Annotated in this window: 24 protein-coding genes and 1 pseudogene; 10 read left to right on the forward strand and 15 right to left on the reverse strand. The window is 73.7% G+C overall.

Translation table 11 applies throughout. The features are described 5' to 3' along the window. Positions 1-73 precede the first annotated feature (73 nt). Complete coding sequence (locus OG900_24780; GenBank protein WUH93011.1) at positions 74-427, forward strand: hypothetical protein; 354 nt, start codon at positions 74-76, stop codon at positions 425-427. Continuing rightward, positions 424-699 carry a DUF4031 domain-containing protein gene (locus OG900_24785; GenBank protein ID WUH93012.1) on the forward strand — a complete coding sequence of 92 codons (276 nt, stop codon included), beginning with the start codon at positions 424-426 and terminating at the stop codon, positions 697-699. Before OG900_24780 ends, OG900_24785 begins: the two co-directional genes overlap by 4 nt. A gap of 487 nt (positions 700-1,186) precedes the next feature. Here OG900_24785 and OG900_24790 read toward each other — a convergent pair whose 3' ends face one another. Then, the gene (locus OG900_24790) at positions 1,187-2,128 is read right to left on the reverse strand and encodes an alpha/beta hydrolase (protein WUH93013.1); all 942 of its coding nucleotides are present in this window, start codon (positions 2,126-2,128) and stop codon (positions 1,187-1,189) included. 81 nt (positions 2,129-2,209) lie between these two features. On the opposite strand from OG900_24790, the gene OG900_24795 reads away from it, so the two are divergent. After that, positions 2,210-2,776 (forward strand): TetR/AcrR family transcriptional regulator, encoded by a 567-nt coding sequence (locus OG900_24795; GenBank protein ID WUH93014.1) that lies wholly within the window; start codon positions 2,210-2,212, stop codon positions 2,774-2,776. Positions 2,777-2,883: 107 nt separating this feature from the next. Here the strand turns inward: OG900_24795 and OG900_24800 are convergent, their stop codons facing one another. From OG900_24800 to OG900_24820, 5 genes are read right to left on the reverse strand one after another with little or no spacing between them, the layout of a single operon-like run. Then, positions 2,884-3,579, reverse strand: a complete 696-nt coding sequence (locus OG900_24800) for a caspase family protein (GenBank protein ID WUH93015.1) — start codon at positions 3,577-3,579, stop codon at positions 2,884-2,886. A 16-nt stretch (positions 3,580-3,595) separates the two neighbouring features. Next, a complete protein-coding gene (locus OG900_24805) occupies positions 3,596-3,901 on the reverse strand; it encodes a hypothetical protein (protein ID WUH93016.1) in 306 nt (101 codons plus the stop codon). Between the two features lie 46 nt (positions 3,902-3,947). Next, on the reverse strand, positions 3,948-4,505 hold the full coding sequence (locus OG900_24810) for a hypothetical protein (GenBank protein ID WUH93017.1): 558 nt from the start codon (positions 4,503-4,505) through the stop codon (positions 3,948-3,950). 4 nt (positions 4,506-4,509) lie between these two features. Then, positions 4,510-4,797: a DUF397 domain-containing protein gene (locus OG900_24815; protein ID WUH93018.1), complete on the reverse strand. Its 288-nt coding sequence runs from the start codon at positions 4,795-4,797 to the stop codon at positions 4,510-4,512. Next, positions 4,763-5,641 carry a helix-turn-helix transcriptional regulator gene (locus OG900_24820; protein ID WUH93019.1) on the reverse strand — a complete coding sequence of 293 codons (879 nt, stop codon included), beginning with the start codon at positions 5,639-5,641 and terminating at the stop codon, positions 4,763-4,765. The genes OG900_24815 and OG900_24820 overlap by 35 nt, the downstream gene beginning before the upstream one ends. Before the next feature lie 277 nt (positions 5,642-5,918). On the opposite strand from OG900_24820, the gene OG900_24825 reads away from it, so the two are divergent. Next, entirely contained in the window at positions 5,919-7,667 is a 1,749-nt protein-coding gene (locus OG900_24825) for a VCBS repeat-containing protein (GenBank protein WUH93020.1), read from the forward strand. Positions 7,668-7,681: 14 nt separating this feature from the next. Here the strand turns inward: OG900_24825 and OG900_24830 are convergent, their stop codons facing one another. Beyond that, the gene (locus OG900_24830) at positions 7,682-8,362 is read right to left on the reverse strand and encodes a hypothetical protein (protein WUH93021.1); all 681 of its coding nucleotides are present in this window, start codon (positions 8,360-8,362) and stop codon (positions 7,682-7,684) included. 549 nt (positions 8,363-8,911) lie between these two features. Here OG900_24830 and OG900_24835 point away from each other — a divergent pair. Both OG900_24835 and OG900_24840 read left to right on the forward strand, forming a co-directional pair. After that, positions 8,912-9,622, forward strand: coding sequence for a copper homeostasis protein CutC (locus OG900_24835; GenBank protein ID WUH93022.1), 711 nt, complete (start codon positions 8,912-8,914; stop codon positions 9,620-9,622). Positions 9,623-9,657: 35 nt separating this feature from the next. After that, positions 9,658-10,347 carry a class I SAM-dependent methyltransferase gene (locus OG900_24840; GenBank protein WUH93023.1) on the forward strand — a complete coding sequence of 230 codons (690 nt, stop codon included), beginning with the start codon at positions 9,658-9,660 and terminating at the stop codon, positions 10,345-10,347. Positions 10,348-10,385: 38 nt separating this feature from the next. On the opposite strand, the gene OG900_24845 is transcribed toward OG900_24840, so the two are convergent. Continuing rightward, positions 10,386-12,455, reverse strand: a complete 2,070-nt coding sequence (locus tag OG900_24845; GenBank protein WUH93024.1) for an AAA family ATPase — start codon at positions 12,453-12,455, stop codon at positions 10,386-10,388. Between the two features lie 336 nt (positions 12,456-12,791). On the opposite strand from OG900_24845, the gene OG900_24850 reads away from it, so the two are divergent. Both OG900_24850 and OG900_24855 read left to right on the forward strand, forming a co-directional pair. Further along, positions 12,792-12,914, forward strand: a complete 123-nt coding sequence (locus OG900_24850; protein WUH93025.1) for a hypothetical protein — start codon at positions 12,792-12,794, stop codon at positions 12,912-12,914. 12 nt (positions 12,915-12,926) lie between these two features. Further along, positions 12,927-13,070, forward strand: a pseudogene (locus OG900_24855) (MFS transporter). 27 nt (positions 13,071-13,097) lie between these two features. On the opposite strand, the gene OG900_24860 reads toward OG900_24855, so the two are convergent. Both OG900_24860 and OG900_24865 read right to left on the reverse strand, forming a co-directional pair. Then, a complete protein-coding gene (locus tag OG900_24860) occupies positions 13,098-14,750 on the reverse strand; it encodes a DEAD/DEAH box helicase (protein ID WUH93026.1) in 1,653 nt (550 codons plus the stop codon). A gap of 270 nt (positions 14,751-15,020) precedes the next feature. After that, entirely contained in the window at positions 15,021-15,332 is a 312-nt protein-coding gene (locus OG900_24865; GenBank protein WUH93027.1) for a hypothetical protein, read from the reverse strand. 966 nt (positions 15,333-16,298) lie between these two features. On the opposite strand from OG900_24865, the gene OG900_24870 reads away from it, so the two are divergent. Beyond that, positions 16,299-17,048, forward strand: coding sequence for a VanZ family protein (locus OG900_24870; GenBank protein WUH93028.1), 750 nt, complete (start codon positions 16,299-16,301; stop codon positions 17,046-17,048). Between the two features lie 301 nt (positions 17,049-17,349). On the opposite strand, the gene OG900_24875 is transcribed toward OG900_24870, so the two are convergent. Next, on the reverse strand, positions 17,350-19,824 hold the full coding sequence (locus OG900_24875; GenBank protein ID WUH93029.1) for a helicase C-terminal domain-containing protein: 2,475 nt from the start codon (positions 19,822-19,824) through the stop codon (positions 17,350-17,352). A gap of 610 nt (positions 19,825-20,434) precedes the next feature. On the opposite strand from OG900_24875, the gene OG900_24880 reads away from it, so the two are divergent. Next, positions 20,435-21,400: a hypothetical protein gene (locus tag OG900_24880; protein WUH93030.1), complete on the forward strand. Its 966-nt coding sequence runs from the start codon at positions 20,435-20,437 to the stop codon at positions 21,398-21,400. 124 nt (positions 21,401-21,524) lie between these two features. Here the strand turns inward: OG900_24880 and OG900_24885 are convergent, their stop codons facing one another. From OG900_24885 to OG900_24900, 4 genes are read right to left on the reverse strand one after another with little or no spacing between them, the layout of a single operon-like run. Further along, positions 21,525-22,505: an iron-siderophore ABC transporter substrate-binding protein gene (locus tag OG900_24885; GenBank protein WUH93031.1), complete on the reverse strand. Its 981-nt coding sequence runs from the start codon at positions 22,503-22,505 to the stop codon at positions 21,525-21,527. Positions 22,506-22,518: 13 nt separating this feature from the next. Beyond that, a complete protein-coding gene (locus OG900_24890; GenBank protein WUH93032.1) occupies positions 22,519-23,418 on the reverse strand; it encodes an ABC transporter ATP-binding protein in 900 nt (299 codons plus the stop codon). Then, a complete protein-coding gene (locus OG900_24895) occupies positions 23,415-24,515 on the reverse strand; it encodes an iron ABC transporter permease (GenBank protein WUH93033.1) in 1,101 nt (366 codons plus the stop codon). Before OG900_24895 ends, OG900_24890 begins: the two co-directional genes overlap by 4 nt. Beyond that, complete coding sequence (locus tag OG900_24900; GenBank protein WUH93034.1) at positions 24,512-25,510, reverse strand: iron ABC transporter permease; 999 nt, start codon at positions 25,508-25,510, stop codon at positions 24,512-24,514. The genes OG900_24895 and OG900_24900 overlap by 4 nt, the downstream gene beginning before the upstream one ends. Positions 25,511-25,569: the final 59 nt, after the last annotated feature.

Genomic DNA, 25,569 nt, shown 5'->3' on the forward strand with positions numbered 1-25,569 from the left:
GACGCCGCCGCCCGGCGGCTCCCCCGCCGCCTCCGTCCCCGCCTCCGTCCCCGCCCCTGGGACAATGGTCCCCATGGACCACCCCGCAGAGGCGGTGCTGCACAGCGCCCGCGCCCTCGTACTCGCCGACCTCACCGCCCGCGACATCGCGGGCCCCGCCATCGTCTCCCTCGTCGAGGACGCCGTCGCCGAACGCCGCTGGTGGCTCGACCAGTGGCCAGACGGCGCCGCCTTCGTCCCCGGCCTCGTCGCCCAGGACGTCCAGGACGCCCTCCTCGAAACGTACGGCCGCTGGCCCCTGTGCCCGCACTGCGAGGAGCCGCACGCCCTCGCCGTCGAACCCGAACTGGGCGCCGACCCCCAGTGGGTCTGCGAAGCCCGCGCCGAGGTCATCGCCCCCGTCGGCGCGCTGGGCACCTCCCGATGACCGTCTACGTCGACCCCGCCACCTGGCCGGGCCACGGCCGCCTCTGGTCCCACCTGGTCAGCGACACGTCTTACGCCGAGCTGCACGCATTCGCCGTCCGGCTGGGGGCTCCGCGCCGCGCTTTCGAACGCGACCACTACGACATCCCGGCCGAGCACTACGCCGAGGCCGTGCGGCTCGGCGCCGTGCCAGTCCCCAGCCGCGAGCTGGTATCCCGCCTCACGGCCGCGGGCCTCCGCCGCCGCAAACACGCTCCGACCCGCACCGACTAGCCGGGGGTGCCCCCGCCCGCCTCGACGCGGCGCCGCCTGCCGCGGAGGGTGCCCCTTGGGGCGCGAGGCTGCATCTGATCTGCGGCTGGCGCCGCGTGGGCGCGCGCAACCACCCACCGGCCGGTGGTCCGGATGCGACAGCAACTGCCCCTTTCGGCCGGTGGCGACGTGCAGCTTGTCGGTGGCTGGCCGCGCAGTTCCCCGCGCCCCTGAAAAACGCTCGCCGTTCTGCGGAGGGGGCCGAGCCCCTCAGGGGCGCGAGGAACTGCGCGCGCAACCCACCACCGGCCGGTGGTCCGGGGCGGACCGGGCAGCCCCTTTGGGCCGGTGGCGACCCGCGCGCCCGTCGACGGCTGGTCGCGCAGTTCCCCGCGCCCCTTATGGCTCGCCCTCTGCGAAGGGGGCATCCCTCAGGGGCGCGGCCCCGCCGCAGAGGGTGCCCGGGAAGCGCCCTCGCGCAGAGGGGAAGCGGGCCCGGCCGGCACGGTCAGGTGAAGGAGGCGCGGAGGAAGCCGAGGATTTCCGCGTAGGCGGAGTCGGCCTGCGGCGCCAGCCCTGGCACGCTGAGGAAGGCATGCCCGGCCCCCGGGTATTCGGTGAGGCGTACGGATGTCCCGCCCGCCGCCAGGCGCTCGGCGTAGGCCCGCCCCTGATCGGCCAGCGGATCGTCCGTCGGCACGACCAGGAGCGCCGGGGCCAGCCCGCCCACATGTTCGGCGTAGAGCGGCGAGACCGCACGGGAGTCGGCCCCCGGTGGCACCGCGAGTCGCTGGAAGAGCAGCAGCTGCGGCACGCCGAGGCTCGGCGTGGAGGCGTACTCGACCGCCGAGCCGTATTCGAGCATCGTCCCGGTCGCGTCAACCGCAGGATTGACCAGCACCTGCGCCCGCAGCCCGACCCCGGCCTCCCGCGCCCGTATCGCGGCGAGCGCGCAGATCAAGGCCCCGCAGCTCTCGCCGAAGACGGCCGTACGCCCCGGGTCGACCCCCCACCGCTCGGCATGCCGTACCACGTGCGCGAGCACGTCCCAGCCGTCGTCCACCGCGTCCGCCAGCGGACTGTTCTCGTCGAGCAGCCGGTGCTCGACGGAGACGACGACGGCGGGCAGGTGCGCGGCGAGCCGGCTGTTGACCCAGTCGCTCTGTACGGCCGTGCCCACGAAGCCGCCGCCGTGCACGTGCACGACGAGGGGAAGGTCGGCGCCTTCGGCCGTGGCCGGCCGGTGGACGCGTACCGGCAGTTCGCGGCCCGGCAGGGCCACCGTCTGCCACTCGATGGCCGCCCCGGGGTCCGGCTCCCCCCGGAAGGGCAGCACCGCGTCGGATGCGCGGAAGCGGTTTTCCGCGGTGCGGTAGGTGATCAGTTCCTCGCCGGCGATGGTGGCCCAGTCCGGCTCCGGCGGCCGTTGCGCGACAGCGCTCTCGCTCATGACGTTCTCCTTTTCGCGACCTGAGGTATCGAAACCAATAGTATCGAAACCTCGGGTATCGAAACAGGTATCGTTGCGCCCATGTCCCCACCGACTCCCGGCAGACCCCCCGGCCGCCCACGCGCGGGCGTGACCGCCCCGGTCTTCGCCGCCACCCTGAGCACGGTCCAGGAGGTCGGTTACGCCCGCGCCACCGTCGAACGCATCGCCGCCGCGGCGGGTGTCGCGAAGTCCACGGTCTATCGGCGCTGGCCGTCCAAGGGCGAGCTGATCGTGGACTGCCTCCTCGACGCCCTCGGCCCGGCGCCCCTGGAGGGCGCGACCCGAGCCGAGATCATGTCCTCGACCATCCGCTGGATCGCGGCGAAGATCAGTGAACCGGGGGTGGGCGACGCCTTCGCCGGCGTCTTCAGCGACGCGGTGAGCGACCCCGCCCTGCGCACGGTCCTCGCCACCCGCTTCCAGGACCCCTACCGCCTCGCGGTCCAGGAGGCCCTGGGTGAGCCGGAGGACCGCGTCCTCTTCTTCATCGACCTGATCGTCGGCACGTTGCTCCACCGCCTGGGCATGTCGGGCAGGCCGATGTCTGCCCCTGATGTCACCGCCCTGATCACCGTGGTGACCCCCCACTTCCCCGAACCCTCCTAGCACCTCGCCCTTGCGTAGAGCAGCGCCTTTCAGGGGCGCGGGGAACTGCGCGACCAGCCCACGACGGGCTGCACGTCGCCACCGGCCGAGAGGGGCTGTTGCTGTCGCTACCGGACCACCGGCCGGTGGGTGGCTGAGCGCGCAGTTCCCCGCGCCCCTGGGTGGTTGCCCTCTGCGCAAGACGGCACCCCATAGGGGCGCGGGGAACGGCGCGGCCAGCCCCGGACAGGGTGCACGTCGCCACCGCTCCCGTCCCTGGCGGTGTCAGTCGGCCGGACGAAAAGCGCGACCTGCGCGGGCGAACAGGCGTAGACGTACGCCACTTTGCGCCGCAGCGCCGCCGCGATGCGCTGCCTGCCCCAACCCTGCACGCCCGCCGGGCTCTTGGAGTCCCGTGCGAAGCCCTCCCGGCAGGCGTCGACCAGGAAGACGACCTGCGCCGCCGCCGAGTCCTCCAGCTCCTTCTGCCAGTCGATCTCCACGCAGCACTCGGAGAAGGGCCGGATCTGGAAGCCGGCGTCCTCCGGGATCAGGTAGTCGGCGCCCTCGAAGCGCTGCCCGTGACCGCTGAGCACGATGAAGAGCACGTCGTCCCTGCGGGCCTCCCGCAGGAAGCCGCTGACCCGCGCGTTCACCGTCGTCCTGATGATGCCGCGCGGCGCCTCCAGGATCTCCACGGACGCGAACTCCCGCGCGACGAGGACGCTTTGCAGCCGCCGCAGATCCTCCGGCACGAAGAGGAGGTCGCCGATCGCCGGATCGTCGTACGCGCTCGCGCCGATCAGCAGCGCTCTGTACGCCACGCCTGCCGCCGCCGGCCTACGGGAGCCGGAAGGTCAGCGTCAGCCCCCGGGTGCCCTGCACCTGCCCGGTGCCGATCAGCTGCACACCGCCGCTCGCCGTCACCTGGAAGGACAACTGCGCCTCCGCGAGGGGCAGGGTGCCGTTCCGCGCGGCCACGTCCTTGAAGACCTCCTGCAAGGCGTCCACGGTCGCCGCCAGATTCCGCCGCAGCGGTCCGAGCGGTACGGCACGCAGCACCGGGTCACCGCCGAGCAGCCCCATGGCGTCCGGGTCCTCGTCGTCCGCCTCCACCCAGAACGGCAACGTCTCCGTCTCGTCCACGCACCTGCCCCCAAGTCCCGCCACCGGTCGATTCGGTGGGCCAACTCTAGGCGGACGGCGGGCGCCAGCGGGGCGCTTCGTCGTCGGGGGTGTCGGGACTCGCGAAGTGGAACGGCACGGAGAGCCGCGCCGCCAGCGCCCCGCCCGCCGCGACGGCGGCCGCCGCCGAGGGGTGGCGCGGACCCGAGACCGCGTCCGTCCCCACGTAACGGGCCCCCGCGCCCCGGTAGATGCGGGCGAGCGACTGCTCGCCCACCGGGTCGTCGGTGATGGCCAGCAGGTCCACGAACCAGTCGTGGACGGTGTCCCCGTCCCAGACCGCCTCGATCGCCACGATCCGCCCGGGACACCCGTCGGCGAGGGCGCCCAGCGACGCCGGGTCGAGCGGGCTGTCGGGCGTACGGGCGACGCGGCCGCCGAGGTGGTCGTAGCGGCTCTGGACCACGCCCATGGCGTCGTTGAGCCCCAGGCCGATCCCACGCCCTGCCTGGCGGACGATCCTGATGGCGGACATGAGGGAGTCCTGGAGGACGTAGCCGTCGACCTGCTCACGTATGCCCGCGGGCAGCCGATCCCACCACTCGCCCGGCTCCGTGCCCGCCATGTCCCTATCCGGCGGCGGGGAATTCGCCCCGCGCGACCGCGTCGACGAACGCGGTCCACGCGGTGGGCGTGAAGGTCAGGGCGGGGCCCTGAGGGTCCTTGCTGTCCCTGACCGGGATGACGTCGGGGAGGTTGGCGGCGAACTCGATGCACTCGCCGCCGCTTCCGCCGCTGTGGCTGGTCTTACGCCAACTGGCCTGCGTCAAACTGTCGCTGGCCTCGATGCAGTCGTCGCCGCTGCCGCCGCTGTACGTGCTCTTACGCCACGTCACCGCCGCTGCGTTGAGATCCATGCTCGTACTCCTCGGCTGCCGTCTCGATGAAATCGAGGGAAGCTTCCGGCGAAAGTGCCGCCGCTGCGAGAAGATCGTAAGTCAATGTGCATCGCGTGATGGTCGCAGGATCGTCCAGGAGCGTGCCGGTCTCCTGGGCCTGTACGTAGGCCATAGGGCTGTCGTCCTCGAACGTCATCAGTTTCAGCGCGCCTTCCATGCCCGGGTGGGAGCCCGCGCTGTACGGCAGCACTTGGAAGATGATCCGCCCCTCGCGCGCCATCGCGGCGACATAGCGCAGTTGCCCAGCCATGGTGGCCAGACCGCCGGTCGGACGGCGTACGGCAGCCTCGTCCACGATTGCCCAGAACAGTGGCCGTTCGGCGTTCTGGAAGATATGCGCTCGCGCGAGCCGGGCGTCCTGCCTCTTCTTGACCACCTCGGCAGGGGCCACGGGGTCGTACCCGCGGATGACGGCGAGCGCGTAGCCCGGCGTCTGTAGCAGGCCTGGCATGAGCAGCGGCTCCCACTGCTTGATGGTGAGGGCAACGCTCTCCAACTCGGCGACATCTGCGAAATGCTCGCGGTACGGCGTCGCCCGCCCCGCAGCCAGGTTGCGGACGAAGAACCCTCCCGCGTCCAGGACGCGATCGAGCTGCTCGGCCATGTCCGGCTGGACACGCCGCTCTCCGGTCTCCATCTTCGCGATCAGCGAATTGCCGACGTACAGCAACTCGCCCAGGCCGGACTGGCTGAGCCCGGCCCGCTCGCGCTGGAAGCGCAGTTCGGCGCCGTACATGGCGCGGGGCGACTGGGCGGGGTCGAGTTTCTTCGCGGAGGCGGAGGTGGGCTTGCGTTCGGCCATGACGGGACTCCCGTGCGTTCGTGGGGCGTGCGGGAACAGCACCATGACCGAGAGTAACGCGTACTACGCACTCTGTCGGGAGAATGGGCGAATTCACCCCGAGTGCCCCACCGAACCCCTCCCGTCTGCGGGTTCGCGATGAACGGCATTGCGGTCCCGGTCGACTTCAGCCAATATTCACAAGCTGCTCACATCGTTCCGTTGTCCGGGCCGAGTGGCGGCACCCTCGGCGTGCTCACCAGGGCGCGTCGGCCCTTCCGCAGCTCAGGACGGCCCCGTGAGGCACCACCGCATATCCCGTACCCGGCTCGCTGTCGCCACGGCCGTGGCCTTCGCTGCGGGGATCGCCGGACTGCCCGGCGTCGCGGCGGCCGACGACGCGCCTCCGGCGCCGGGGATTTCGGTCGGAATCGTCTCGGTCGAGGTCAACGGGGCCTCGGCCGAGTGGGACGTCACGGTGACCGATCCGCCCGCGGCCGACGCGTACGTACGCCTGACAGTCAATGACGGAGGTACGGGCGGCCTGCACATCACCGACGACGCAGGCAACGCCCTTCCGCTGGTCGACGTGCCCGGAAGCACGGGCCAGATCCTCATCGGCGCAGAGGACAGCGACCATGACGGCGTGCCCGGCGCACCGATGTCCGCCGGTGTGATCCGCCTTCATGTCAGCGCCACCTATCCCGTTCCGACACTGAACGGAGTCCGGGGATTCCTTGAGGACGGCGCCACAGGCGCCGACCTCGCCCACACCGCGTACGGGACCAACGGATCGATCGAGGTGCACGAGCCGTTCTTCCAGGCGGTCTGGCAGGATCCGGACCGCATGACGGGCGGTTCGTACGTGGACGTGGCGACCGGAGACAAGCGCGCCACGACGGGCCACGTGGTGACCGGGCAGTCCACGCCGCTGGCTCCGGTGACCTCGACGCGGCTGACGATTACCGCCGCCTCGATCGCCGGGTCCGGTTACACGCCAGAGCAGCTGGCTTCCGCACTGCACCTCAGCTATTCCACCGACGCCGCCGCCTACGCCTCCCAGGAATTGACGGTCGCGGCGGACGGCTCGCTCACGGTGGAATTCCCGGGCAGGCAGTGGACCGTCGGCGGCACGGCCGGCGAGTACCTGAAACTCACCGCTGACTGGGGGCTGCCCGCTGGAAAGGTCATTGCCCGGGCTCAAACCCTCGACCAGGACGGGAAGGTACGCGGCTCCACCGCGGCAGAACTCACCTTCACGACGTCCGTGCTCCCCGCCGACCTGCGCTCGGCATTCTACGGGCGGGACAGCGCGGGTGTGCTCTGGCAGTACCAGAGCACACCCGATGTCACCCGCCCCGGCCAGCTCGCCAGTCGCACCAGCGTGGGCGGCGGCTGGCAGGGCTACACCGCGCTCGCCCCGCTCGGCGCCTTCAAGGCGGACGGCACCGGCGACCTCGTGGCGCGCGACGCCTCCGGTGTGTTGTGGCTGTACCGCGGTACAGGCTCGGCGACGAAGCCGTTCGCGAACCGCGTCCGCATCGGCGGTGGTTGGAACATCTACCCGACCCTGGTCGGCGCGGGCGACCTCACCGGCGACGGGCACGCCGACCTGCTCGGGCGCGACAGCGCGGGCGTGTTGTGGCTGTACCGCGGTACAGGCTCGGCGACGAAGCCGCTCGCGGACCGCGTCCGGGTGGGCGGCGGCTGGCAGGGCTACACGACGCTCACCGGCGCGGGCGACGTGACCGGCGACGGGCGCGGCGACCTGCTCGCCGTGGACAGCGCGGGCAAGATGTGGCTCTACGCGAGCACCGGCAATGCCGCCGCCCCCTACCGGAACCGCGCCCAGATCGGCGGCGGCTGGCAGATATACAACCGCGTCGTCGGCGTCGCCGACATGACCGGCGACGGCCACCCCGACCTGCTCGCGCGCGACCCCGCCGGCCGCCTCTGGTATTACCGCGGCACCGGCAACCCGGCCGCCCCGTACGCGAGTCGGGTGCAGAACGGTACGGGCTGGAACATCTTCAACACCCTCCTCTGACGCCCGCCGCGGGCTTACGCCTCCAGCAGCTCCAGCTCCGTCGTGAGGTTGCGGCGGGCGGTGCGCTCCCAGTGCTGCTGGCCGTACGGGGTGCGGAAGAGGTGCGGGAGGTCGAGGAGTTGGCGCAGGACGGCCGCGCGGCCGGAGCGGAAGTCGGCGTCCGGGACGAAGGCGTATTCGTCGCGGACGGCGGCGGCGTAGGCGGCGTAGGAGGCGGGGTCGCCCGCGAGGACGGCGAGGTCGGCGTCGCAGAGGACTTCGCCGTCGGCGTCGCCGGGGGCCGGGTCGTGGGTGACGGTGAGCAGGACCAGGCGGACGACCTCGGACGTGCGGTCGGCGTCGACGCCCGCCTCGGCCAGGGCGCGGCGGGCGAGGTCGGCGCTGCGCTGCTCGTTCTCGCTGCGGTCGGGGCGGTAGACGGCGTCGTGGAACCAGACGGCCAGGGCGACCGTGTCGGGGTCGTCGGCGTAGGCGGTCAGCTCGGTGGCGCGGGCCAGGACGTCGGACAGGTGGTCCACCGTGTGGTAGCGGCGCTGCGGTTCACCCCAGCGTTCCAGCAGCTCACGGCCGTAGGGTGCCGGGTCGGGCGCGTCGTCCGGGCCTGCTGCTGCGCCCTGGCAGCGGCGCAGCAACTCGTTCCACTCGGCGAGCAGTGCCTCGTAGCGGGGGTGGGCGGCGGCCCTGGTGTGCGGCATGCGGGCCATTGTGACGGAATCGTGAACGCGTTTTCTGTGCGGGGTCGGTGTTCGAGCCATCACATTCGGTGAGGAAGGCCTCGTGTCACGCCCGCCACTCCCTGCGGGGTGCTGTCGCGTCCCCACCCGCCGCCCGATGGGTGGCTTGTCGCGCGGTTCCCCGCGCCCCTTTGGGTCCTGCGTCCTCCTGCGCCCGGCGTTTGCCCCTGGCAGGGGCTGGGCTTTGTGGAGGAGGGCACGCGATTTTCAGGGGCGCGTGGGGGGACCCCCAGGCGAAGCGCTGGGGGAGAACGGAGCGACAAGCCCCCACGGAGCGCAAGTGCGGAGTCCGTAACAGCACCCCGCAGGGAGTGGCGGGGAACTGCGCGACAAGCCCCCACCGGGCCGCGGGTGAGGACGTAACAGCACCCCCGAACTGGGCGATTCGGTGCGAACCGGGCTGCCGGGCGGCAGGGGGAGCCCGGGGTGGGGCCCCGGGGGAATGGGGGCGCCCGGGATATGCGTACCCGGGGGTCGCGTGCCGCGTAGGCATGTGGCAGGCTTGGTCATATGTCTAGACCAATCTTCGAGGTGATCGCCCTCGGCGCGGACGACGCCGCAGCAGCAGAGGCCGGCGGCGCCGACCGCCTCGAACTGGTCACCGATATGGCCGCGGACGGCCTCACCCCTTCCCGCGCGACCTTCGGCGCGATCCGCGCCGCCGTCGACATCCCGCTGCGCGTGATGCTGCGGCTCTCCGACGGCTTCACCACGGGCGGCGCCCGCCAGCTCGACGCGCTCTGCGAGGCCGCGCAGGGCCTGCGGTCCGAGGGGGCTGAGGAATTCGTCCTGGGCTTCCTCGACGCCCGCGGCGGCGCGGACCTGGACGCCGTACACGCGCTCGTCGACGTACTCGACGGTTGCCGGTGGACCTTCCACCGGGCGATCGACCGGGCCGCCGACCGCGACGCGGTACGCCTCCAACTCGCCGGGCTCCCCGGCCTCGACACGTACCTGACCGCGGGCTCCGCGGACGGCGTCGGCGCGGGCATGCCCGTGCTGTGCGCGGAAGCCGCCCGCGGCGGCGAACCGGGCTACGAGCCCCGCCTCCTCGTGGGCGGCGGCCTCCTCCTCGCCCACGTCCCCGAGCTGCGCGCCGCGGGCCTCGACGCCTTCCACGTCGGCGGCGCGGTCCGCGCGGGCGGCTGGGCGGGCCCGGTGGACGTCAGCGCGGTCCGCACGTGGCGCGAGGTGCTCGACACCTCCGTCGCGGTGGGCTGACCTCAACCCCGCGGGCGCAGCCCTATCGTGTGCGGATGCGCGCACACCACATCGACCGCCCGGCGGACCTCGACACCGTCCGTGAGTCCTACGACCGGGTGGCGGACAACTACGCCGACATGGTGCAGACGACAGGCATGGGCGACATCCGCCGCCACCCCTGGCTCAAGGCGTCGATCGACGCCTTCGCCGACACGGTGGGCGGCCTCGGGCCCGTGCTCGACGTGGGCTGCGGGCCGGGGACGGTGACCGCCTACCTCGACGAGCGCGGGCTCGACGTGTCCGGAGTCGACCTCTCGTCCCGCATGATCGAGAACGCCCGCCGCCTCCACCCGCAGTGCCGCTTCAGCGTCTCCTCCGCCACCGATCTCGCGCTCGAAGCGGAGTCCCTCGGCGGTGTCCTCGGCTGGTGGTCGCTGTTCAACCTCCCCCGCGACGTCCTCCCGCAGGTGCTCGCCCTCTTCGCGCGCGCCCTGAAGCCCGGCGGCCACTTCATCACCGGGACGCACGTCGGCGACGAGGACGCGCTGCGTACGGAGGCGTACGGGGGAGTGCCCGTCCGCTGGACCACCCACAAGTGGCGCCCGGAGCAGCTCGTGGCCCTGATAGAGGAGGCCGGCCTGCGGCCGGTCGCCGAACTGCGGCTTCCCGCGGACGAGTGGAGCGGCCCGGGGGTGGTCATCATGGCCGAGCGGCCCGCCGAGGGGACCGCGCCGGGAGCCTGACCGTTCGCACCGGCCGGCCGGCCGCCGCGGCTCCCGGCTCAGTCCGCCAGCGCGGCGGGCAGCGGCTGCGCGTGGAGGACGGAGAGGCCGGAGACCGCCCTGGTCAGGGCCACGTAGAGGCGGCGCAGGCCGGTGCGGGCGTCGGGCTCGGACGCGACGATCGTGGCGGGCTCGTCCAGGACCACGTAGTCGTATTCGAGGCCCTTGGCCAGGGACGCGGGGACCAGCGTCAGGCGGGCGGACGCCGAGGTCTCCGCGCCCGGCGGGAGGTAGGCGAGGCCGGCCTCCGTCAGGGCGGCGGCCAGCGTCGCGATGCGGGGGTCGGCGGCGATCAGGCCGATGGAACCCTCGTGGCGCAGGGCGGTGTGGCAGGCCGCCACCACGGAGGCGTCCAGGTCGGCCGGGGCGACGGACAGCACCGCGAAGTCGCCGCCCGCCTCGCGGACCGAGGTGGCGGGGGCCAGGTCGGGGGCGATCTCGGGGAGGAGCCGGGAGGCGTAGGAGATGACCTCGCGGGGGACGCGGAAGCCGCGGGTCAACTCCTCGATTCGGGCGTCGGGTTTGCCGAGATGGCGGAGCGCCTCGGACCAACTGGGCGTCGCCCAGGGGGTGGTGCCCTGCGCGATGTCGCCGAGGACGGTGGCGGAACCGGTGGAGCAGCGGCGGCCGACGGCCCTGTACTGCATCGGGGAGAGGTCCTGCGCCTCGTCGAGGACGACATGGCCGAGGGAGGCGGTGCGCTGCACCAAGTCGCGGGCCTCGTCGATCAGTACGGCGTCCGCGGCGGACCACTTCGCCGACGCGAGCCCGCGCGCGGGCTTCTCCCACAGGACGGCCTTCTGCTCGTCCGCGTCCAGCAGGCCGTCGGCCGAGGCGGCGAGGAATTCCGGGTCGGACAGCAGCCGCAGCACCAGCTTCGCCGGATCGACGGGCGGCCAGCACGCCTTGACCGCGGCCTTCACGGCCGTATTGCGGGCGACCGAGTCCTGCACGCGGTCGTCGGGCGCCTCGCCCGCCCGCTCCATCTGGACCAGCACCGCGTGGGCGATCCGCTGCGGAAGGGCGTCGTGCGCGGCACCGTAGCGGATGTCCCGGTCGGCCAACTCCCTGACGATCTCCTCCAGTTCGTACGCCGGGACCCGCCAGCGCCGCGACCCGCGCACCACCATCACCGGCTCGGTCGGCATCCGGATACCCGAACGCACCGCCCGCCGCAGCACCTCCGCCATCCGGGCGTCGCCCTTGACGCGGGCGGTCTCCGCCGAGTCGGTTCCGCTCAGCGGGACATGGGCGACCAGGTCGTCCACCGTGGCCTGCTTGACCTGGAGTTCACCGAGCGCGGGCAGCACCTGCTCGATGTACTGGAGGAAGGACGCGTTCGGCCCGATCACCAACGTGCCGGTCCGGGCGAGGCGCTCGCGGTGTGCGTAGAGCAGGTAGGCCACCCGGTGCAGCCCCACCGCCGTCTTCCCGGTGCCCGGCGCCCCCTGCACGCAGACCGTGCCGGTGACCCCGGCACGTACGATCTCGTCCTGCTCGGGCTGGATCGTCGCCACGATGTCGCGCATCGGCCCGACACGGGGCCGTTCGATCTCGGTCTGGAGCAGCTTGCTCGTGGTGTCGGACTCCGCCGGGTCGGACAGGTGCTCGTCCTCGTACGCGGTCAACTCGCCGCCCGTGTAGCCGAACCTGCGCCGCAGCCGTACGTCCATCGGCTCGACGCGCGAGGCGCGGTAGAAGGGCTGCGAGACCGGCGCCCGCCAGTCGATCACCATCGGGTCGCCGTCGGCGTCGTGCACATGGCGGCGCCCGATGTAGAAGCTCTCCCCCTCCGCGCCCTCGGCCAGCTCCACACCGGGCGCGTGGCCGTAGTCGAGGCGGCCGAAGAAGAGCGGGGTGTGGGCGAGGTCGGCGAGCGCCTTGATGCGGACCTCGATCTCACCGGCGAGGATCCTGGCATTCACCCAGTTGCCCGTGACATCGCGGATGTCGAGCGCCTCGACGTCCTCCCGCATCGCCCGCAGCGCGGACCGGGACGACGACAGGTGGTCGCGCTCCCGCTGGAGGGGATCGGGGGTGTGGCCTTGGATCGGGGCGTGCGAGGGCACGGCTCTGCCTCCGGTGGTCTGCGCGTGCGCGGCGGGGGCCGACCGGTTTCCGTCCGGCCGGCGGCACTCCCGTCCGGGAGGCGTCCGGGAGGCGGCAAGACGGGTGATCTTACGCTCCGGGGGTGCGGGACGCGAACGGTTTATCGGGGCGCCTGGTCGTGCGGGGTCTCGGGGTGACCCTGATACCGGGGTCGGGGTCCGGGGTCCGACCAGGGGCTGAGCGCGGGGCAAGAGGAATCAGACCTGAGCCCGATGTGGTGCGAATGCCAGATTTCGTACCGTGGAGGTATGACTTCCACGATCGCTCCACCAGGTCCGGCCGTTCACGGTGCCACCGTGTTCGACACCCCTCTCGACCTCCCGCGTTACCGCCTCGGCAATGCTCTGCACGCGATTCGCGTCTACGCCGTCGCCGTGGTGGAGGTGGCGCTGCTCCCCCACGAGAGCAAGCGCTTCTGACCGCCGACGGCCCTGACCAGCGGCGTCACGGCGACGATGACCAGCGCGCTGGTGCAGACCCGGGCCGACCCCCGCTGCCTGGGCCGGGTCACGTCGGTGACGACGCTGTGCACCATGGGCCTGGCCCCGCTGCTCTTCCCGGCGGCCGGCCGCACCGGTACCGCCTGAGAAGTAGCTCGGGGGTCAGGTGTCCTCGCCCGCGTCCGTCAGGAGGTCGTCCGCGTCCACGATCCGGTAGGCGTAGCCCTGCTCCGCCAGGAAGCGCTGCCGGTGGGCGGCGAAGTCCTGGTCGATGGTGTCGCGGGCGACGACCGAGTAGAAGCGGGCCTCGTGCCCGTCCGCCTTCGGCCGCAGCACCCGGCCGAGCCGCTGCGCCTCCTCCTGGCGGGAGCCGAACGTGCCCGACACCTGGATCGCGACCGTCGCCTCCGGCAGGTCGATCGAGAAGTTGGCCACCTTCGACACCACGAGCACCGACAGCTCGCCCTGCCGGAAGGCCTCGAAGAGCTTCTCGCGCTGCGAGTTCGGCGTCTCGCCCTTGATCACCGGGGCGTTGAGATGCTCGCCCAGCTCGTCCAGCTGGTCGATGTACTGCCCGATGACCAGCGTCTGCTCCCCGGCGTGCTTGGCGACCAGCGCCTCGGTGACCTTGCGCTTGGTCGCCGTCGTGGCGCAGTAGCGGTACTTCTCCTCGGTCTCGGCGGTCGCGTAGGCCAGCCGCTCCGAATCCGTGAGGTTGACCCGGACCTCGACGCAGTCGGCGGGCGCGATGTAGCCCTGCGCCTCGATCTCCTTCCAGGGCGCGTCGAAGCGCTTCGGCCCGATGAGGGAGAAGACGTCCGACTCGCGGCCGTCCTCGCGTACGAGGGTCGCCGTCAGCCCGAGCCGGCGGCGGGCCTGGAGGTCCGCGGTGAATTTGAAGACGGGTGCGGGCAGCAGGTGCACCTCGTCGTAGACGATCAGACCCCAGTCGCGGGAGTCGAACAGCTCCAGGTGCGGGTAGACGCCCTTCCGCCGCGTCGTCAGCACCTGGTAGGTGGCGATGGTGACCGGGCGGATCTCCTTGCGCGTACCGCTGTACTCGCCGATCTCCTCCTCGGTGAGCGAGGTCCGCTTGACCAGCTCGTGCTTCCACTGCCGGGCCGAGACCGTGTTGGTGACCAGGATCAGCGTCGTCGCCTTCGCCTCGGCCATCGCGCCCGCGCCGACCAGCGTCTTCCCCGCGCCGCAGGGCAGCACGACCACGCCCGAGCCGCCGTGCCAGAAGCCCTCCACGGCCTGCTTCTGATACGGCCGCAGCGCCCAGCCGTCCTCGGCCAGCTCGATCGGATGCGCCTCGCCGTCCACATACCCGGCGAAGTCCTCGGCGGGCCAGCCCAGCTTGAGCAGCACCTGCTTGATCTGCCCGCGCTCCGACGGGTGCACGGCGACCGTGTCCTGGTCGATCCGCGCCCCGACCAGCGGCTGCACCCGCTTCGAGCGGAGGATCTCCTCCAGCACCGGCCGGTCGGTCGTGGTCAGCACCAGCCCGTGCGCCGGGTCCTTGCTCAGCCGCAGCCGCCCGTAGCGGTCCATCGTCTCGGCGACATCGACGAGCAGCGCGTGCGGCACCGGGTAGCGGCTGTACTCGACGAGCGCGTCCACCACCTGCTCCGCGTCATGCCCGGCCGCCCGAGCATTCCACAGCCCGAGCGGTGTGAGGCGGTACGTGTGGATGTGCTCGGGCGCCCGCTCCAGCTCGGCGAACGGGGCGATGGCGCGGCGGCAGGCGTCAGCCTGCTCGTGGTCGACCTCAAGGAGGAGGGTCTTGTCGCTCTGGACGATCAGGCAGGACACGCGGTTACCTCCGGCGGGCCGGGTGGTGGGCGAACTGTCAAGTCTACCGCCCTGTGCCAGGCCCCCGGCGGCCTCGCCCCCGGGGGGCGTGATCCCGGGCCGCCAGGGGCGCGGGGGACCGCGCGACCGGCCCCACCGAGCCCGCAGACGCGCGGCCACCGCGAGTGGCACCCACCCCCCCATGGGACGACCATTCGTGCTAATCCACCGCCTCCTTAACCGTGGCTTACATGGCTATTAGTCCTATTTGATGTTTTCTGCCCCCATGGATCACCAGCAGACGCAACCCCCCGCAGAGCCGCGCCGGCGGGGTACGTTCCGCGCCGTCGCGGCCTCCTCGGCTGTCGTCGTCGCGGGAGTCATCGCCGCGGCCGGCCTGCTGCTCCCCGCCTCTGCCAGCGCCTCCGGCGGTGGAACGGCGGGCGACGAGTGGGCGTTCTCCGGCTCCCGGACCTCCCAGCCCTCCGACCAGCCCAGCCGGCCCGACTCGTCGTGGCCCAGCAGCGGCCCCGACACGTCGTGGCCCAGCAGCGGGCCCGACACGTCGTGGCCGGTCGAGACGACCAGCTGCCCGCCCACCACGCCGCCGACGTACGGCCACCCGACTCACCCGTCGGGCCACCAACACCCTCCGGGCCACCACCACCCCTCGCACCACCCGGGCGATCACCCGTCGCATCACCCGAGCCACCCGCCGACGGGCCACCCGGGCGATCACCCGTCGCATCACCCGAGCCACCCGCCGACGGGCCACCCGGGCCATCACCCGTCGCATCACCCGTCGCATCACCCGAGCCACCCGCCGACGGGCCACCCGGGCCATCACCCGTCGCATCACCCGTCGCATCACCCGAGCCACCCGCCGACGGGCCACCCGGGCCATCACCCGTCGCATCACCCGTCGCATCACCCGAGCCACCCGCCGACGGGCCACCCGAGCCACCCCCCGACCCATCACCCGACGCATCACCCGAGCCACCCGCCCACGCATCACCCGTCGCACCCGCCGACGCATCACCCGTCCCACCCCCCGACTCACCACCCCTCGCACCCGCCGACGCATCACCCGAGTCACCCGCCGACGGGCCACCCGAGTCACCCGCCGACTCACCACCCGTCGCACCCGCCGACGCATCACCCGTCCCACCCCCCGACTCACCACCCGTCGCACCCGCCGACGACGACGCCTCCCACGACCCCCCCGACAAGCCCTCCGACCACCAGCACGCCGCCGTGGCACCCCTCGCACCACCCGTCCCAGCCGCCCACCACGCCTCCGGGGCTGCCGCACACCGGTGCTGACGGGGTGGAATGGATCGCCGCCTCCGCGGTCGCGGTGCTCGGAGCCGGCGGAACGCTGATCTTCCTGGCGCGACGCCGACGCGGACAGCACGGATGAGGTTGTCCCCGAGGTAAGACCCTCTGCCGCCGCGCCCACCCCCAGCGGCGAGGAGAGGTTTTCCGGCCGCCTACGCCGCCACCCGGCGTACGGCGGCCGGTTCGGGGTAAGCGGCGCCATGAAGGCGTCCACTGAGGGGGGTACGGCCGATGGCTATCCGCGGCGCACTGTTCGACCGGGCGCGCCGGCCGAAGTCCGAGCCGGAGGCTCCGGCGCAAGCGGCCACGAAGGCGAGGTCGCGGCCGGGGCCGAAGCCGGCCCGGAAGCCCGAGCCCAAGCCGGCGGCGAAGCCGCGGCCGAAGGCCGAGCCCAAGGCCGTGGACAACCCGAAGCGGACGCCGACGTCACGGCAACGACCGCGACCGCGGCAGCGCGTGCGTAAGACCCCGCCGCCGGTGCTGCAACGGCGCACCCTCGGCCCGACGCTCGCGCGTGCCGCGGTCCTGGCCGTCGCCATCGTCTGCATGGTGGCGTTCGCGGTTGCGCTGGCCAAGGTCACGTTGGTGCCGTCGCCGGCGTCGGACGCGCTCATCCACACCAACCTGCGGCCGGGCGCGTCCATCCGCGCCTACCTCGACCAGCCCGCCATGCGCGACACGATCAAGCAGATCGGCGGCAACGTCCTGCTGGGCGTCCCCTTCGGCATCCTGCTCCCGATGCTCTTCCCGCGCGCCCGCGGCCTGCTCCGGGTCGCCGTCGTCACCGCCCTGGTGATGGTCCTCATCGAGGCCGCGCAAGGAGCCCTCGTGGAGGGCCGCGCCTTCGACATCGACGACGTCATCCTCAACACCCTGGGCGCCCTTATCGGCTACCTCCTCCTGGGCCGCCGCCTCGGCTCCGCCCTCCACCCCCACCGCACCCACTGGTGGCACCGCTTCCGCTCCACGGCGGCGAAGTAGCTCCGACCTCGCGGTGGCGACGCGCAGCTCGTGGACGGCTGGCCGCGCAGTTCCCCGCGCCCCTGAAAAACGCTCACCCTTCTGCGGAGGAGGGCAAGCCATAAGGGGCGCGGGGAACTGCGCGCCCAGCCCTTCACCGGCCGGTGGTCCGGAGACGACAGCAACTGCCCCTTTGGGCCGGTGACGACGTGCAACCCCGGTGGTGGGTTGGCCGCGCAGTTCCCCGCGCCCCTATGGGGCGCCGTCCGGCGCAGAGGACCGGCGCTCGGCGACGGCGGGAGGAGGCCCGGGACGGGCCAGGTCAGGCCGGGTCTTCGGCGAGTTCGGCCACGCCGGTGACCCGGTGGATCGCGAAGGTGCGGACCTCGTCCGCGGTGTGGTCGTACGCGGTGACGTAACCGCCCTCGACACGCACCGGGGCGATGACGCGCTGCGTGGCGTTGCCCTCCGCGTTGACGTAGCCGATCCAGAGGGACTCGCCGGTCAGGACGGCGGACTGGATGGTGGCGAGGGTGTCGGCCGCGGGGGTGCGGGGGAGGCCGGGGGGTGGGGCGGTCGCGGGGCGGTGGACGGCGGTGGCCGCGCGGTCGCCGGCGCGGATGGCCTTGACCGCCAGGCCGAGGAGCGCGGCGTCGGGGACGGGCGGCCCGTCGGGCACGGGGACGGGGGCGCTGCGGGGCGGGGTGCGGCGGGCGTCGGGGCGGGTGATGAGGACGTCGCCCTCGGCGGACTCCGCGGCGGGGGCCAGGCCCATGGCCCGCAGCCGTTCGAGCAGGGTCGACGGGTCGGTCTGGGCGGCGAGCACGGTCGGGGCGAGCCGGCGCAGGCCGAGCCCGGAGGCGCGGCGGTCCGCGAGCAGCTCGGTGAGCAGCGCGTCGTCGTCGCAGCGCAGATACGCGGCCGCGGCGCCGACCCGTAGTGTGCCGTGCCGGCGGGCCACGTCGTCGATGAGGTAGCTGAGCGGCTGCGGCACCGGCGTACGGGAGTGCTCGGTCAGGAAGGCCTGCAATTCCGCCGCCGTACGCCCGGCGTCCAGAGCGCGGCGTACGGACTCGGGGGTGAAGCGGTAGACGGTCGCGCCGCCCTTGGACTCGATGTCGGCCAGGACGCCGAGCGTCTCGGCGAGCGCGGCGATCAGCGGGCCGGGGGCGACCGCCGTGAGGTCGGCCTGGAGCAGGACGTGGTCGAGGGGCTCGGGCAGCAGCGGGGCGAGCAGGGCCGCGGCCCGCTCGGGGTCCGGGTCGGCTTCGAGCAGCGGGCGGGTGTGCGCGGCGAGCGCGCCGCGGCCGGTGACGCCGAGCGTCTCCGCGTCGTGCAGCGTCCAGCCGAGCACGTCCTCGCGCAGCGCGTCCGCGCCGGCCCGCAGCGGCCGCTCCCAGCGCAGCCGGGCCAGCAGGTCCGGGCGGCCCGCCGCCGAGCCGACCGGCAGCGCGGCCAGCAGCCGCAGCGCCCCGCGGCGTACCTGGGGCGTGAGCGAACGGTCCAGGTCGGGCCCGAGCGCCGCCAGCGCCCTGCCCTTCGGGTCGCGGGTGCCGACCAGGCCCGGCGTGCGGGTCGCGGCCAGCCAGGCGCCGGCCAGCACCGCCCACTGCCGCTCGGCGGGCAGCAGCAGCCACTCGTCGGCGGCGGGAGTGGGCGCGTAGGCCTCGTCCAGCTCGCCGTCGGTGGCGACGAGGCCGGCCGCGTAGGCCAGCTCCAGCCAGAAGGCGGTCTGCGGCTCGGTGAGGTCCAGCGCGCTCGCGGTACGCCGCAGGTCGCGGACGCTGATACCGCCCGCCCGCAGCACCGCGGGACCGCCGGTCTGCCACTCCTTGAGCAGGTCGGTGACCGTGCGGACGGCGGTGAAGGCCTGGCCGGCGGCGGTGGCGTTCACCGTCTTCGCGGTACGCGGCACCGGTTCGATCCGCGGCGGCAGCGGCTGCGGGGCGCGGTGGGCGCGGCCGGCCCGCAGCGCGAGCGCCGCCTCCCTGGGCAGCACGACATTGTGCTGGCCGGCCGGCAGCAGCAGGCCCCGGGCCAGCAGCCACTGCACGGGGGTGGACGCGCCGGCCGCCCGTACGGCCGCCGTCGCATCCCTGACCTCGCCGTACGGCGGACCCCACACCAGCCGGTCGAGCACCGCCCGCGCGCCCTCAGGCGCCCCGTCGAGCAGCGCCGCGAAACGCTCCGGGTCGGCGAAGAGCCCGGCCAGCGCGGTGATCGCGCTCTGCGGGTCGTGCGTCGCGGCGAGCCCGGCGTCGGCGAGGACCTCCTGGAGCCTGGCGGGCGACATCCCGGCCGTCGCCTCGGCCACGGAAGGGCCGAGCCCGGTCGCCGACGGCACCGCGGCGGACGGCGCGAGCACGTCCCGCGCGGTACGCACCAGCCGCAGCCGGCCCTCCTCGCCCCACACCAGCCCGCGCTCCCGCAGCGCGGCGACGGCCCGCGGCAAGGCGTCGGCCACGGCGCCCGCGACCTCCGGGTCCAGCGGCTCACCGGTCATCCGCGTACCGCCGGGCCGCCCGGTCATCAGCTCGCGCAACACCTCGTACGCACACCCGTCCGCCGTCAGCGCCAGCGCCTCCGCGGTCTGCTGCGTGAAGGCGTCCAGGTGATCGAGCGCCCGCAGCACCGACGTGCGCGTCGCGGCGCGCGTCGCGAGCTGCGTGAGGTCGGTGGGCACCGGGGCCAGCAGATCCGGCCGCGCGCGCAGCAGCACCGCCAGCGCGTCGTCGTCACGGGCGCGCAGGTCCTCCGCGAGGGTGCGCGGGGCACCGCTGTGGCCTCCGGTCGTCATCCGTCCCACATTAGGCCCTGCCCGGGGCATCATGCGGAGTCCCTACCCGCTATCCACCCCCGGGACCCCGCCCCGAGCCCGCTCGGAGCCGCGCCGGGCCGCCCCCGCCAGGGCCGGCGCTTGGCGTGGGAGGGCGCAGGCCGAAGGGGTGCGGGGAACTGCGCGCCCCGCCCGAGGGGCGGGAGAGCCGACGGCCCACCGCAAGGGGCAGCTCCGTGGTCGCGGGGCACGGTGTTGCCGCCGCACCCAGCGTGGCGGCAGCCCGACGGGCGCGGGGGGCTGCGCGCGCGGCCACCGCCGTGGTGAAGGCGGCAGACACCGCGACCAGGCGGCCTCTGCCAGGGCCGGCGCTTGGCGTAGGAGGGCGCAGGCCGAAAGGGGCGCGGGGAACTGCGCGCCCCGCCCGAGGGGTGGGAAAGCCGAGAGGCAGCCCTGGGGCACGGTGCTCGCCCCGGGGCCGTGCGACGCGGGTGGTAGGCGAACCGCGGCCGACGGGTGTTCTCCCCGCAACCTGACCGGGGGATTCGAGGGCTGGACGCGAGGACAGGCGCGGCGGTTGGCGGGTACGGTCGGCGGTGGTGAAATCCGGGCGCGTGAGGGGATTTGGGCGGTGGGGGTCGAGAGCGATCGGCTGGTGTTCGACTATCTGAGCCGGGTCGGGGACCTGGCGCAGACCGCGATGCCCGCCGCGCAACGCAGGGACCTGGTCGCGCAGTTGCGCAACGACATCGACCGGGAGCGGCGCGGGGGCGACTCGGAGGCCGCGGTGCGGCGCATCCTGGGCCGGATCGGCAGCCCGGACGCGGTGGTGGAGGCCGCCGCGGGCTCGGGTGGTTCCGGGCGGGCGGCCGCGCCGCCGCCGGAGGAGCCGCCGCCCGGGTCGTACGGGCCGTACGCGAAGGCGCCGGGGCCGCAGGTGCCGCGGACGGCGCGGGTTCCGAAGCCGGGGCGGGCGGGGGACGACGGGGACGGCGACGAGCGGGAGTGGTGGCAGGGCGACGGGCGGGGCGGGCGGCCCCGGGCCGGGGACGAGCTGGCGGGGCTGCCGGGGATGACCGGCGGGGTCTTCATCTCCTTCGACGACGAGGAGCTGGACGCCGAGGACGGCCGGCCCCCGCGCAAGAGCGAAGCCGTCGAAGCCGTCGAGGCCGTCGAGGGGGAGGAAGAGGCCGCCGGGCGGCCGGCCCGGCGCCTCCTGCGCCGCAGGCCGCGCGGCGAGCGCGCGGAGCGCCGCCCCCGGAACTGGGGCAGCCCCGTCTTGCTGCTGGCCGCCGCCCTGCTGGTCGCCGGCGCGGCGATCGGCTCGCTGATCCCGCTGGGCCTGGGCTGGCTGACCGCCTACCTCTCGCGCCGGCTCAGCAGGCCGCAGGCCAAGTTCGCGGTGCTGTTCATCCCGGGGGCCTTCGCCGCCGGGATGCTGGTGTGGGTCTGGGGGCGGGACGTGGGCAAGTGGGGCGAGCCCATCGCGCAGGGCCAGATGGGCGAGGCCTTCCTGGACGCCTACCCGCCGACCGTGCGGCTGGCCGCCGTCGGCACCGCGCTGTATCTGCTGTGGCGGAACCGCCGGTCGGCCTGAGGTCCCGCCCCGGGACGCGGCGCGTCGTCGGCTGACGACAACGCTGGGGGCACCTCCCGCCGAAGGCAGGGGGAAGATGTGCGTGCCGGACACCGCGACGCCGCGGAGATCCAAACGACAGGCCCTATCCGGCGGTCAGGTCCTGCCGCAGCAGGTCGAGGAGCTTGCCGGCGGCGGTGTAGCCGATGCCCTGGTACCAGAGCTGGTCGTCCACCTGGTGGGCGCGGCCGGCGCGCACCGCGGTGAGCCGCTTCCACAGCGAACTGCCCAGCACCTGCGTCTCCTTGGCGGCCTTCGGGTCGCCGTAGGCGGCGTAGAAGAGCGCGTCGCCGTCCGCCTTGTCGATCTGCTCGGGGCTGACGTCGACGCTGAGCCGGTCGACGTCCTGCACCGAAGGCCGGGACAGGCCCACGTCCTTGAGGACGGTGCCGATGTAACTGGCGTTGCCGTAAAGGCGGATGTCCGCGCCCTCCACGAAGCGCACCATGCTCACCTTCGTCGCCGCCGCCTTCGCGGCACCGCCGAGCGCCGCGGTGACCTCCTTGACGTGGTCCTGGTAGGCGGCGACCGCCTGCGCGGCCTGTGCGGTGCGGCCCAACGCGGCGGCGTGCAGCTGGAAGTCGGCCTTCCAGGGCGCCCCGGTGGTCTCGGTGAGCACGGTCGGTGCGATCTTCGACAGGGCGTCGTAGTGGGCGCCGTCGCGCACCTTGCTGCTGAGGATCAGGTCGGGCTTGAGCGCGGCGACCGCTTCCAGGTTGGGGTCGGCGATCTCGCCGACGTTCTTGATCCCGGCGACCTCGTCCGGCGGCAGGTAGTCCAGGAAGCCGGAGCTGGTGCCCGCGCTGGTCGCGCCGACCGGCTTGACGCCGAGGGTGACCGCCGAGTCCAGCTCGGCGGTGTCGAGGACGACGACCCGCCGCGGGTGGTCGGGCACCGCCACCGGGCCCATGGCCGTGTCGACGCTGTGCGTGCCACCCGCTTTGCCCGTCCCGTCGCCGTTGCCCTCGGACGAAGAGGAGCAGGAGGCGACCGCAAGCGCCGTGCAGAGCAGGACGGCGGCGACGGCAGGTAAGCGGGTCGAACGGGCGCTGCTGGTACGGGACATGGCGGATCTCCGTTCAGAGGTGCGGAGTTGCGGTGGCGTCCTGCGGGGCCGGTTCGGGCAGCTGCCAGGGTGCGCCCGGGACCACCAGCGGGCTGCCGGTCACCGGGTCGGGCACGACGACCGACGCGAGGCCGAAGACCTCGCGCACCAGCTCCGCGGTGACGACCTCGCCCGGCGGGCCCTCGGCGACGATCAGGCCGGCCTTCATCGCGATCAGGTGGTCGGCGTAGCGGGCGGCCTGGTTGAGGTCGTGCAGCACGGCGACGACGGTCCGGCCGCGCTCGCGGTTGAGGCGGCGCACCAGGTCGAGCACCTCGACCTGGTGGGCGATGTCCAGGAAGGTCGTCGGCTCGTCGAGCAGCAGCAGGTCGGTGTCCTGGGCCAGCGCCATCGCGATCCAGGCCCGCTGGCGCTGCCCGCCGGACAGCTCGTCCACCAGCCGGCCGGCCAGGTCGCTCGTCGCCGTACGCTCCATGGCCTCGGCGACCAGCCGCTCGTCGGACTCCGACCACTGCTGCCACCACTTCTGGTGCGGCTGGCGGCCGCGGGAGACCAGGTCGGCGACCGTGATGCCCTCCGGCGGCACCGGCGACTGCGGCAGCAGGCCCAGGGTGCGGGCGATCTGCCGGGTCGGCACCTTGGCCAGCTCGGCGCCGTCCAGCAGCACCGAGCCGTTCCTGGGCTTGAGCAGCCGGCCCAGGGCGCGCAGCAGGGTGGACTTGCCGCACGCGTTGGGGCCGACGATGACCGTGACCTGGCCGTCGGGGATCTCCAGGTCGAGCCCGTCGACCACGACCCGGTCCTCGTAGGCGAGGGTGAGGCCGCGGGCGGCGAGCCGGTTCGCCGGCGCGGCCTCCCGTGCGGAAGCGGGCTCCACGGGGGCCGGCGCGGGGGTGGGCTCTGGGGTCGTCATGACGGCTCTCCGGAACGGCTGCGGCTGCGGACGATCAGCCACATCAGGTAGGGCGCGCCGACGGCGGCGGTCATCACACCGACCGGCAGCTCGGTCGGCGAGAACAGCTTGCGGGCCAGCAGGTCCGCGACCACCACGACCAGCGCGCCGGTCAGCGCGGACGCCGGCAGCGGGATCTGCGCGGTCCTGGTCAGCCGGCGGGCGATCTGCGGGGCGAGCAGCGCCACGAAGTCGACCGGGCCGGCCGCCCCCGTCGCGACCGAGGCCAGCACGACGCCGAGCGCGACCAGGCCGAACCTGACCCTGCCCAGCCGGACGCCCAGCGCGGTCGCGGTGTCGTCGTCGAAGGACACCGTGCGCTGCGCGCGTGCCGCCCACAGCGCGCACGGCAGCGCGAGCAGCAGGACGAGCGCGAGCGGCCGCGCCTCGGCATAGCCGCGGCCGTTGAGCGAACCGGTCAGCCAGACCTTGGCCTGCTGGGCGACCAGGTAGTCGCCCTTGGTGAGGAAGAGCTGGGTGACCGACGACAGCGCCACCGAGAAGCCGATGCCGATGAGCACGAAGCGGGCCGCGTGCAGGCCGCGCCGCCACGCGAAGACGTAGACCAGGGCCGCCGCGGTCAGCCCGCCGGCGATCGAGAGGTACGGCAGCGCCGAGTACGACGTCACGCCGTACGTCATCGCGGCCACCGTCACCGCGCCCGCGCCGTGGGTGACCCCGATGACGTCGGGGCTGGCCAGCGGATTGCGGGCGACGGTCTGGATCAGCGCACCGGACACGCCGAAGGCCGCACCGACCAGCAGCCCGAGCGCGAGCCGCGGCTCGCGCAGCTCGCCGACCACCAGCTCGTCGGGGCTGGGCCGCCCGAAGACCACCTTCACGACCTCGCCGGGTGCCACGAAGGACTCCCCGACGCACAGATACGCCACGCAGACCGCCGCCAGCAGCGCGGCCAGCACGCAGGTGACGGTGAGCGCCCGCCGGTGCACCAGGAAGGACCCGCGCCCGCCGGGCCGTACGACGGAGTAGCCCGCGGGCCGCACCCCCGCCCTCGCTCCCGCCTTCGTCCCGGCCGCCGCCGGACGTGTCGCGCTCATGCCGCCACCACCGACCTGCGCCGGACCAGCGCCACCAGGAAGGGCACGCCGATCAGCGCGGTCATGACCGCCACCGGGACCTCCGAGGGCGGGAAGACGATCCGGCCGACGACGTCCGAGACCAGGATCATCACCGGGCCGAGCAGCGCCGCCATCGGCAGCACCCAGCGGTGGGCGGTGCCGACCAGGGCGCGGGCCAGGTGCGGCACGGCAAGGCCGACGAAGGCGATCGGGCCCGCGGCGGCGACCGCGGCACCGGTCAGCACCGTGGCGCCGAGCGCGCCGGTCAGCCGCAGCACCGCCACGTTCTGCCCGAGGCCCTTGGCGACGTCCTCGCCGAGCGCGAGCGCGTCCAGGCCGCGGGCCATCGCCAGCACCAGCAGCAGGCCGACCGCCAGGAAGGGCCAGATCATGCCGATGATGTCGGTGTCCCGCCCCGACAGCGAACCGACCTGCCAGAAGCGGTAGGTGTCCAGCGTCTGCGCGTCGGTGGTCAGCACCCCGGAGACGATCGACGTCAGGAACGCGTTCATGGCCGCGCCCGCCAGCGCGAGCTTCACCGGGGACGCGCCGCCCCTGCCGCGGGCGGCCACCGCGTAGACGGCGACGGCGGCCGCTCCGGCGCCCGCGAAGGCGAACCAGACGTAGCCGCTGAGCGTGCCCACCCCGGCGTACGCGATGGCGCACACCACGCCGAGCGACGCGCCCTGGCTGACCCCGAGGATGCCGGGCTCCGCGATCGGGTTGCGGGTGACGCCCTGCATCACGACCCCGGCGACCGCCAGCGCGGCGCCGACCATGATGCCGATCACCGTCCGCGGCACCCGCAGGCTGCGGACGACCTCGGCATTCTGGCTGGTGCCGCCGTGCAGCAGCGCGTCGAGCACCTGGGACGGGGGTATCTCGCGGCTCCCGACGGCCAGGCTGAGCAGGACCGCGAGCAGGAGTGCCGCCGTCGCCGCAGCCATCCAGCCGGTGCGGCGGCGCAATTGCATGTCGGGCGGTCCTCCGGGAGGCGGCGACCGTCTGGCGCCGGGCAGGGCTTAGCTTAGGC

Source organism: Streptomyces sp. NBC_00433, assembly GCA_036015235.1.
GTDB lineage: Bacteria > Actinomycetota > Actinomycetes > Streptomycetales > Streptomycetaceae > Actinacidiphila.

What these genes read in the sequence shown, in the direction of transcription:
- OG900_24780 (WUH93011.1), top strand. Translation starts at nt 74, where the DNA reads ATGGACCACCCCGCAGAGGCGGTGCTGCACAGCGCCCGCGCCCTCGTA.
- OG900_24785 (WUH93012.1), top strand. Translation starts at nt 424, where the DNA reads ATGACCGTCTACGTCGACCCCGCCACCTGGCCGGGCCACGGCCGCCTC.
- OG900_24790 (WUH93013.1), bottom strand. Translation starts at nt 2,128, where the DNA reads ATGAGCGAGAGCGCTGTCGCGCAACGGCCGCCGGAGCCGGACTGGGCC.
- OG900_24795 (WUH93014.1), top strand. Translation starts at nt 2,210, where the DNA reads ATGTCCCCACCGACTCCCGGCAGACCCCCCGGCCGCCCACGCGCGGGC.
- OG900_24810 (WUH93017.1), bottom strand. Translation starts at nt 4,505, where the DNA reads ATGGCGGGCACGGAGCCGGGCGAGTGGTGGGATCGGCTGCCCGCGGGC.
- OG900_24815 (WUH93018.1), bottom strand. Translation starts at nt 4,797, where the DNA reads ATGGATCTCAACGCAGCGGCGGTGACGTGGCGTAAGAGCACGTACAGC.
- OG900_24820 (WUH93019.1), bottom strand. Translation starts at nt 5,641, where the DNA reads ATGGCCGAACGCAAGCCCACCTCCGCCTCCGCGAAGAAACTCGACCCC.
- OG900_24830 (WUH93021.1), bottom strand. Translation starts at nt 8,362, where the DNA reads ATGCCGCACACCAGGGCCGCCGCCCACCCCCGCTACGAGGCACTGCTC.
- OG900_24835 (WUH93022.1), top strand. Translation starts at nt 8,912, where the DNA reads ATGTCTAGACCAATCTTCGAGGTGATCGCCCTCGGCGCGGACGACGCC.
- OG900_24840 (WUH93023.1), top strand. Translation starts at nt 9,658, where the DNA reads ATGCGCGCACACCACATCGACCGCCCGGCGGACCTCGACACCGTCCGT.
- OG900_24870 (WUH93028.1), top strand. Translation starts at nt 16,299, where the DNA reads ATGGCTATCCGCGGCGCACTGTTCGACCGGGCGCGCCGGCCGAAGTCC.
- OG900_24875 (WUH93029.1), bottom strand. Translation starts at nt 19,824, where the DNA reads ATGACGACCGGAGGCCACAGCGGTGCCCCGCGCACCCTCGCGGAGGAC.
- OG900_24885 (WUH93031.1), bottom strand. Translation starts at nt 22,505, where the DNA reads ATGTCCCGTACCAGCAGCGCCCGTTCGACCCGCTTACCTGCCGTCGCC.
- OG900_24890 (WUH93032.1), bottom strand. Translation starts at nt 23,418, where the DNA reads ATGACGACCCCAGAGCCCACCCCCGCGCCGGCCCCCGTGGAGCCCGCT.
- OG900_24895 (WUH93033.1), bottom strand. Translation starts at nt 24,515, where the DNA reads ATGAGCGCGACACGTCCGGCGGCGGCCGGGACGAAGGCGGGAGCGAGG.
- OG900_24900 (WUH93034.1), bottom strand. Translation starts at nt 25,510, where the DNA reads ATGCAATTGCGCCGCCGCACCGGCTGGATGGCTGCGGCGACGGCGGCA.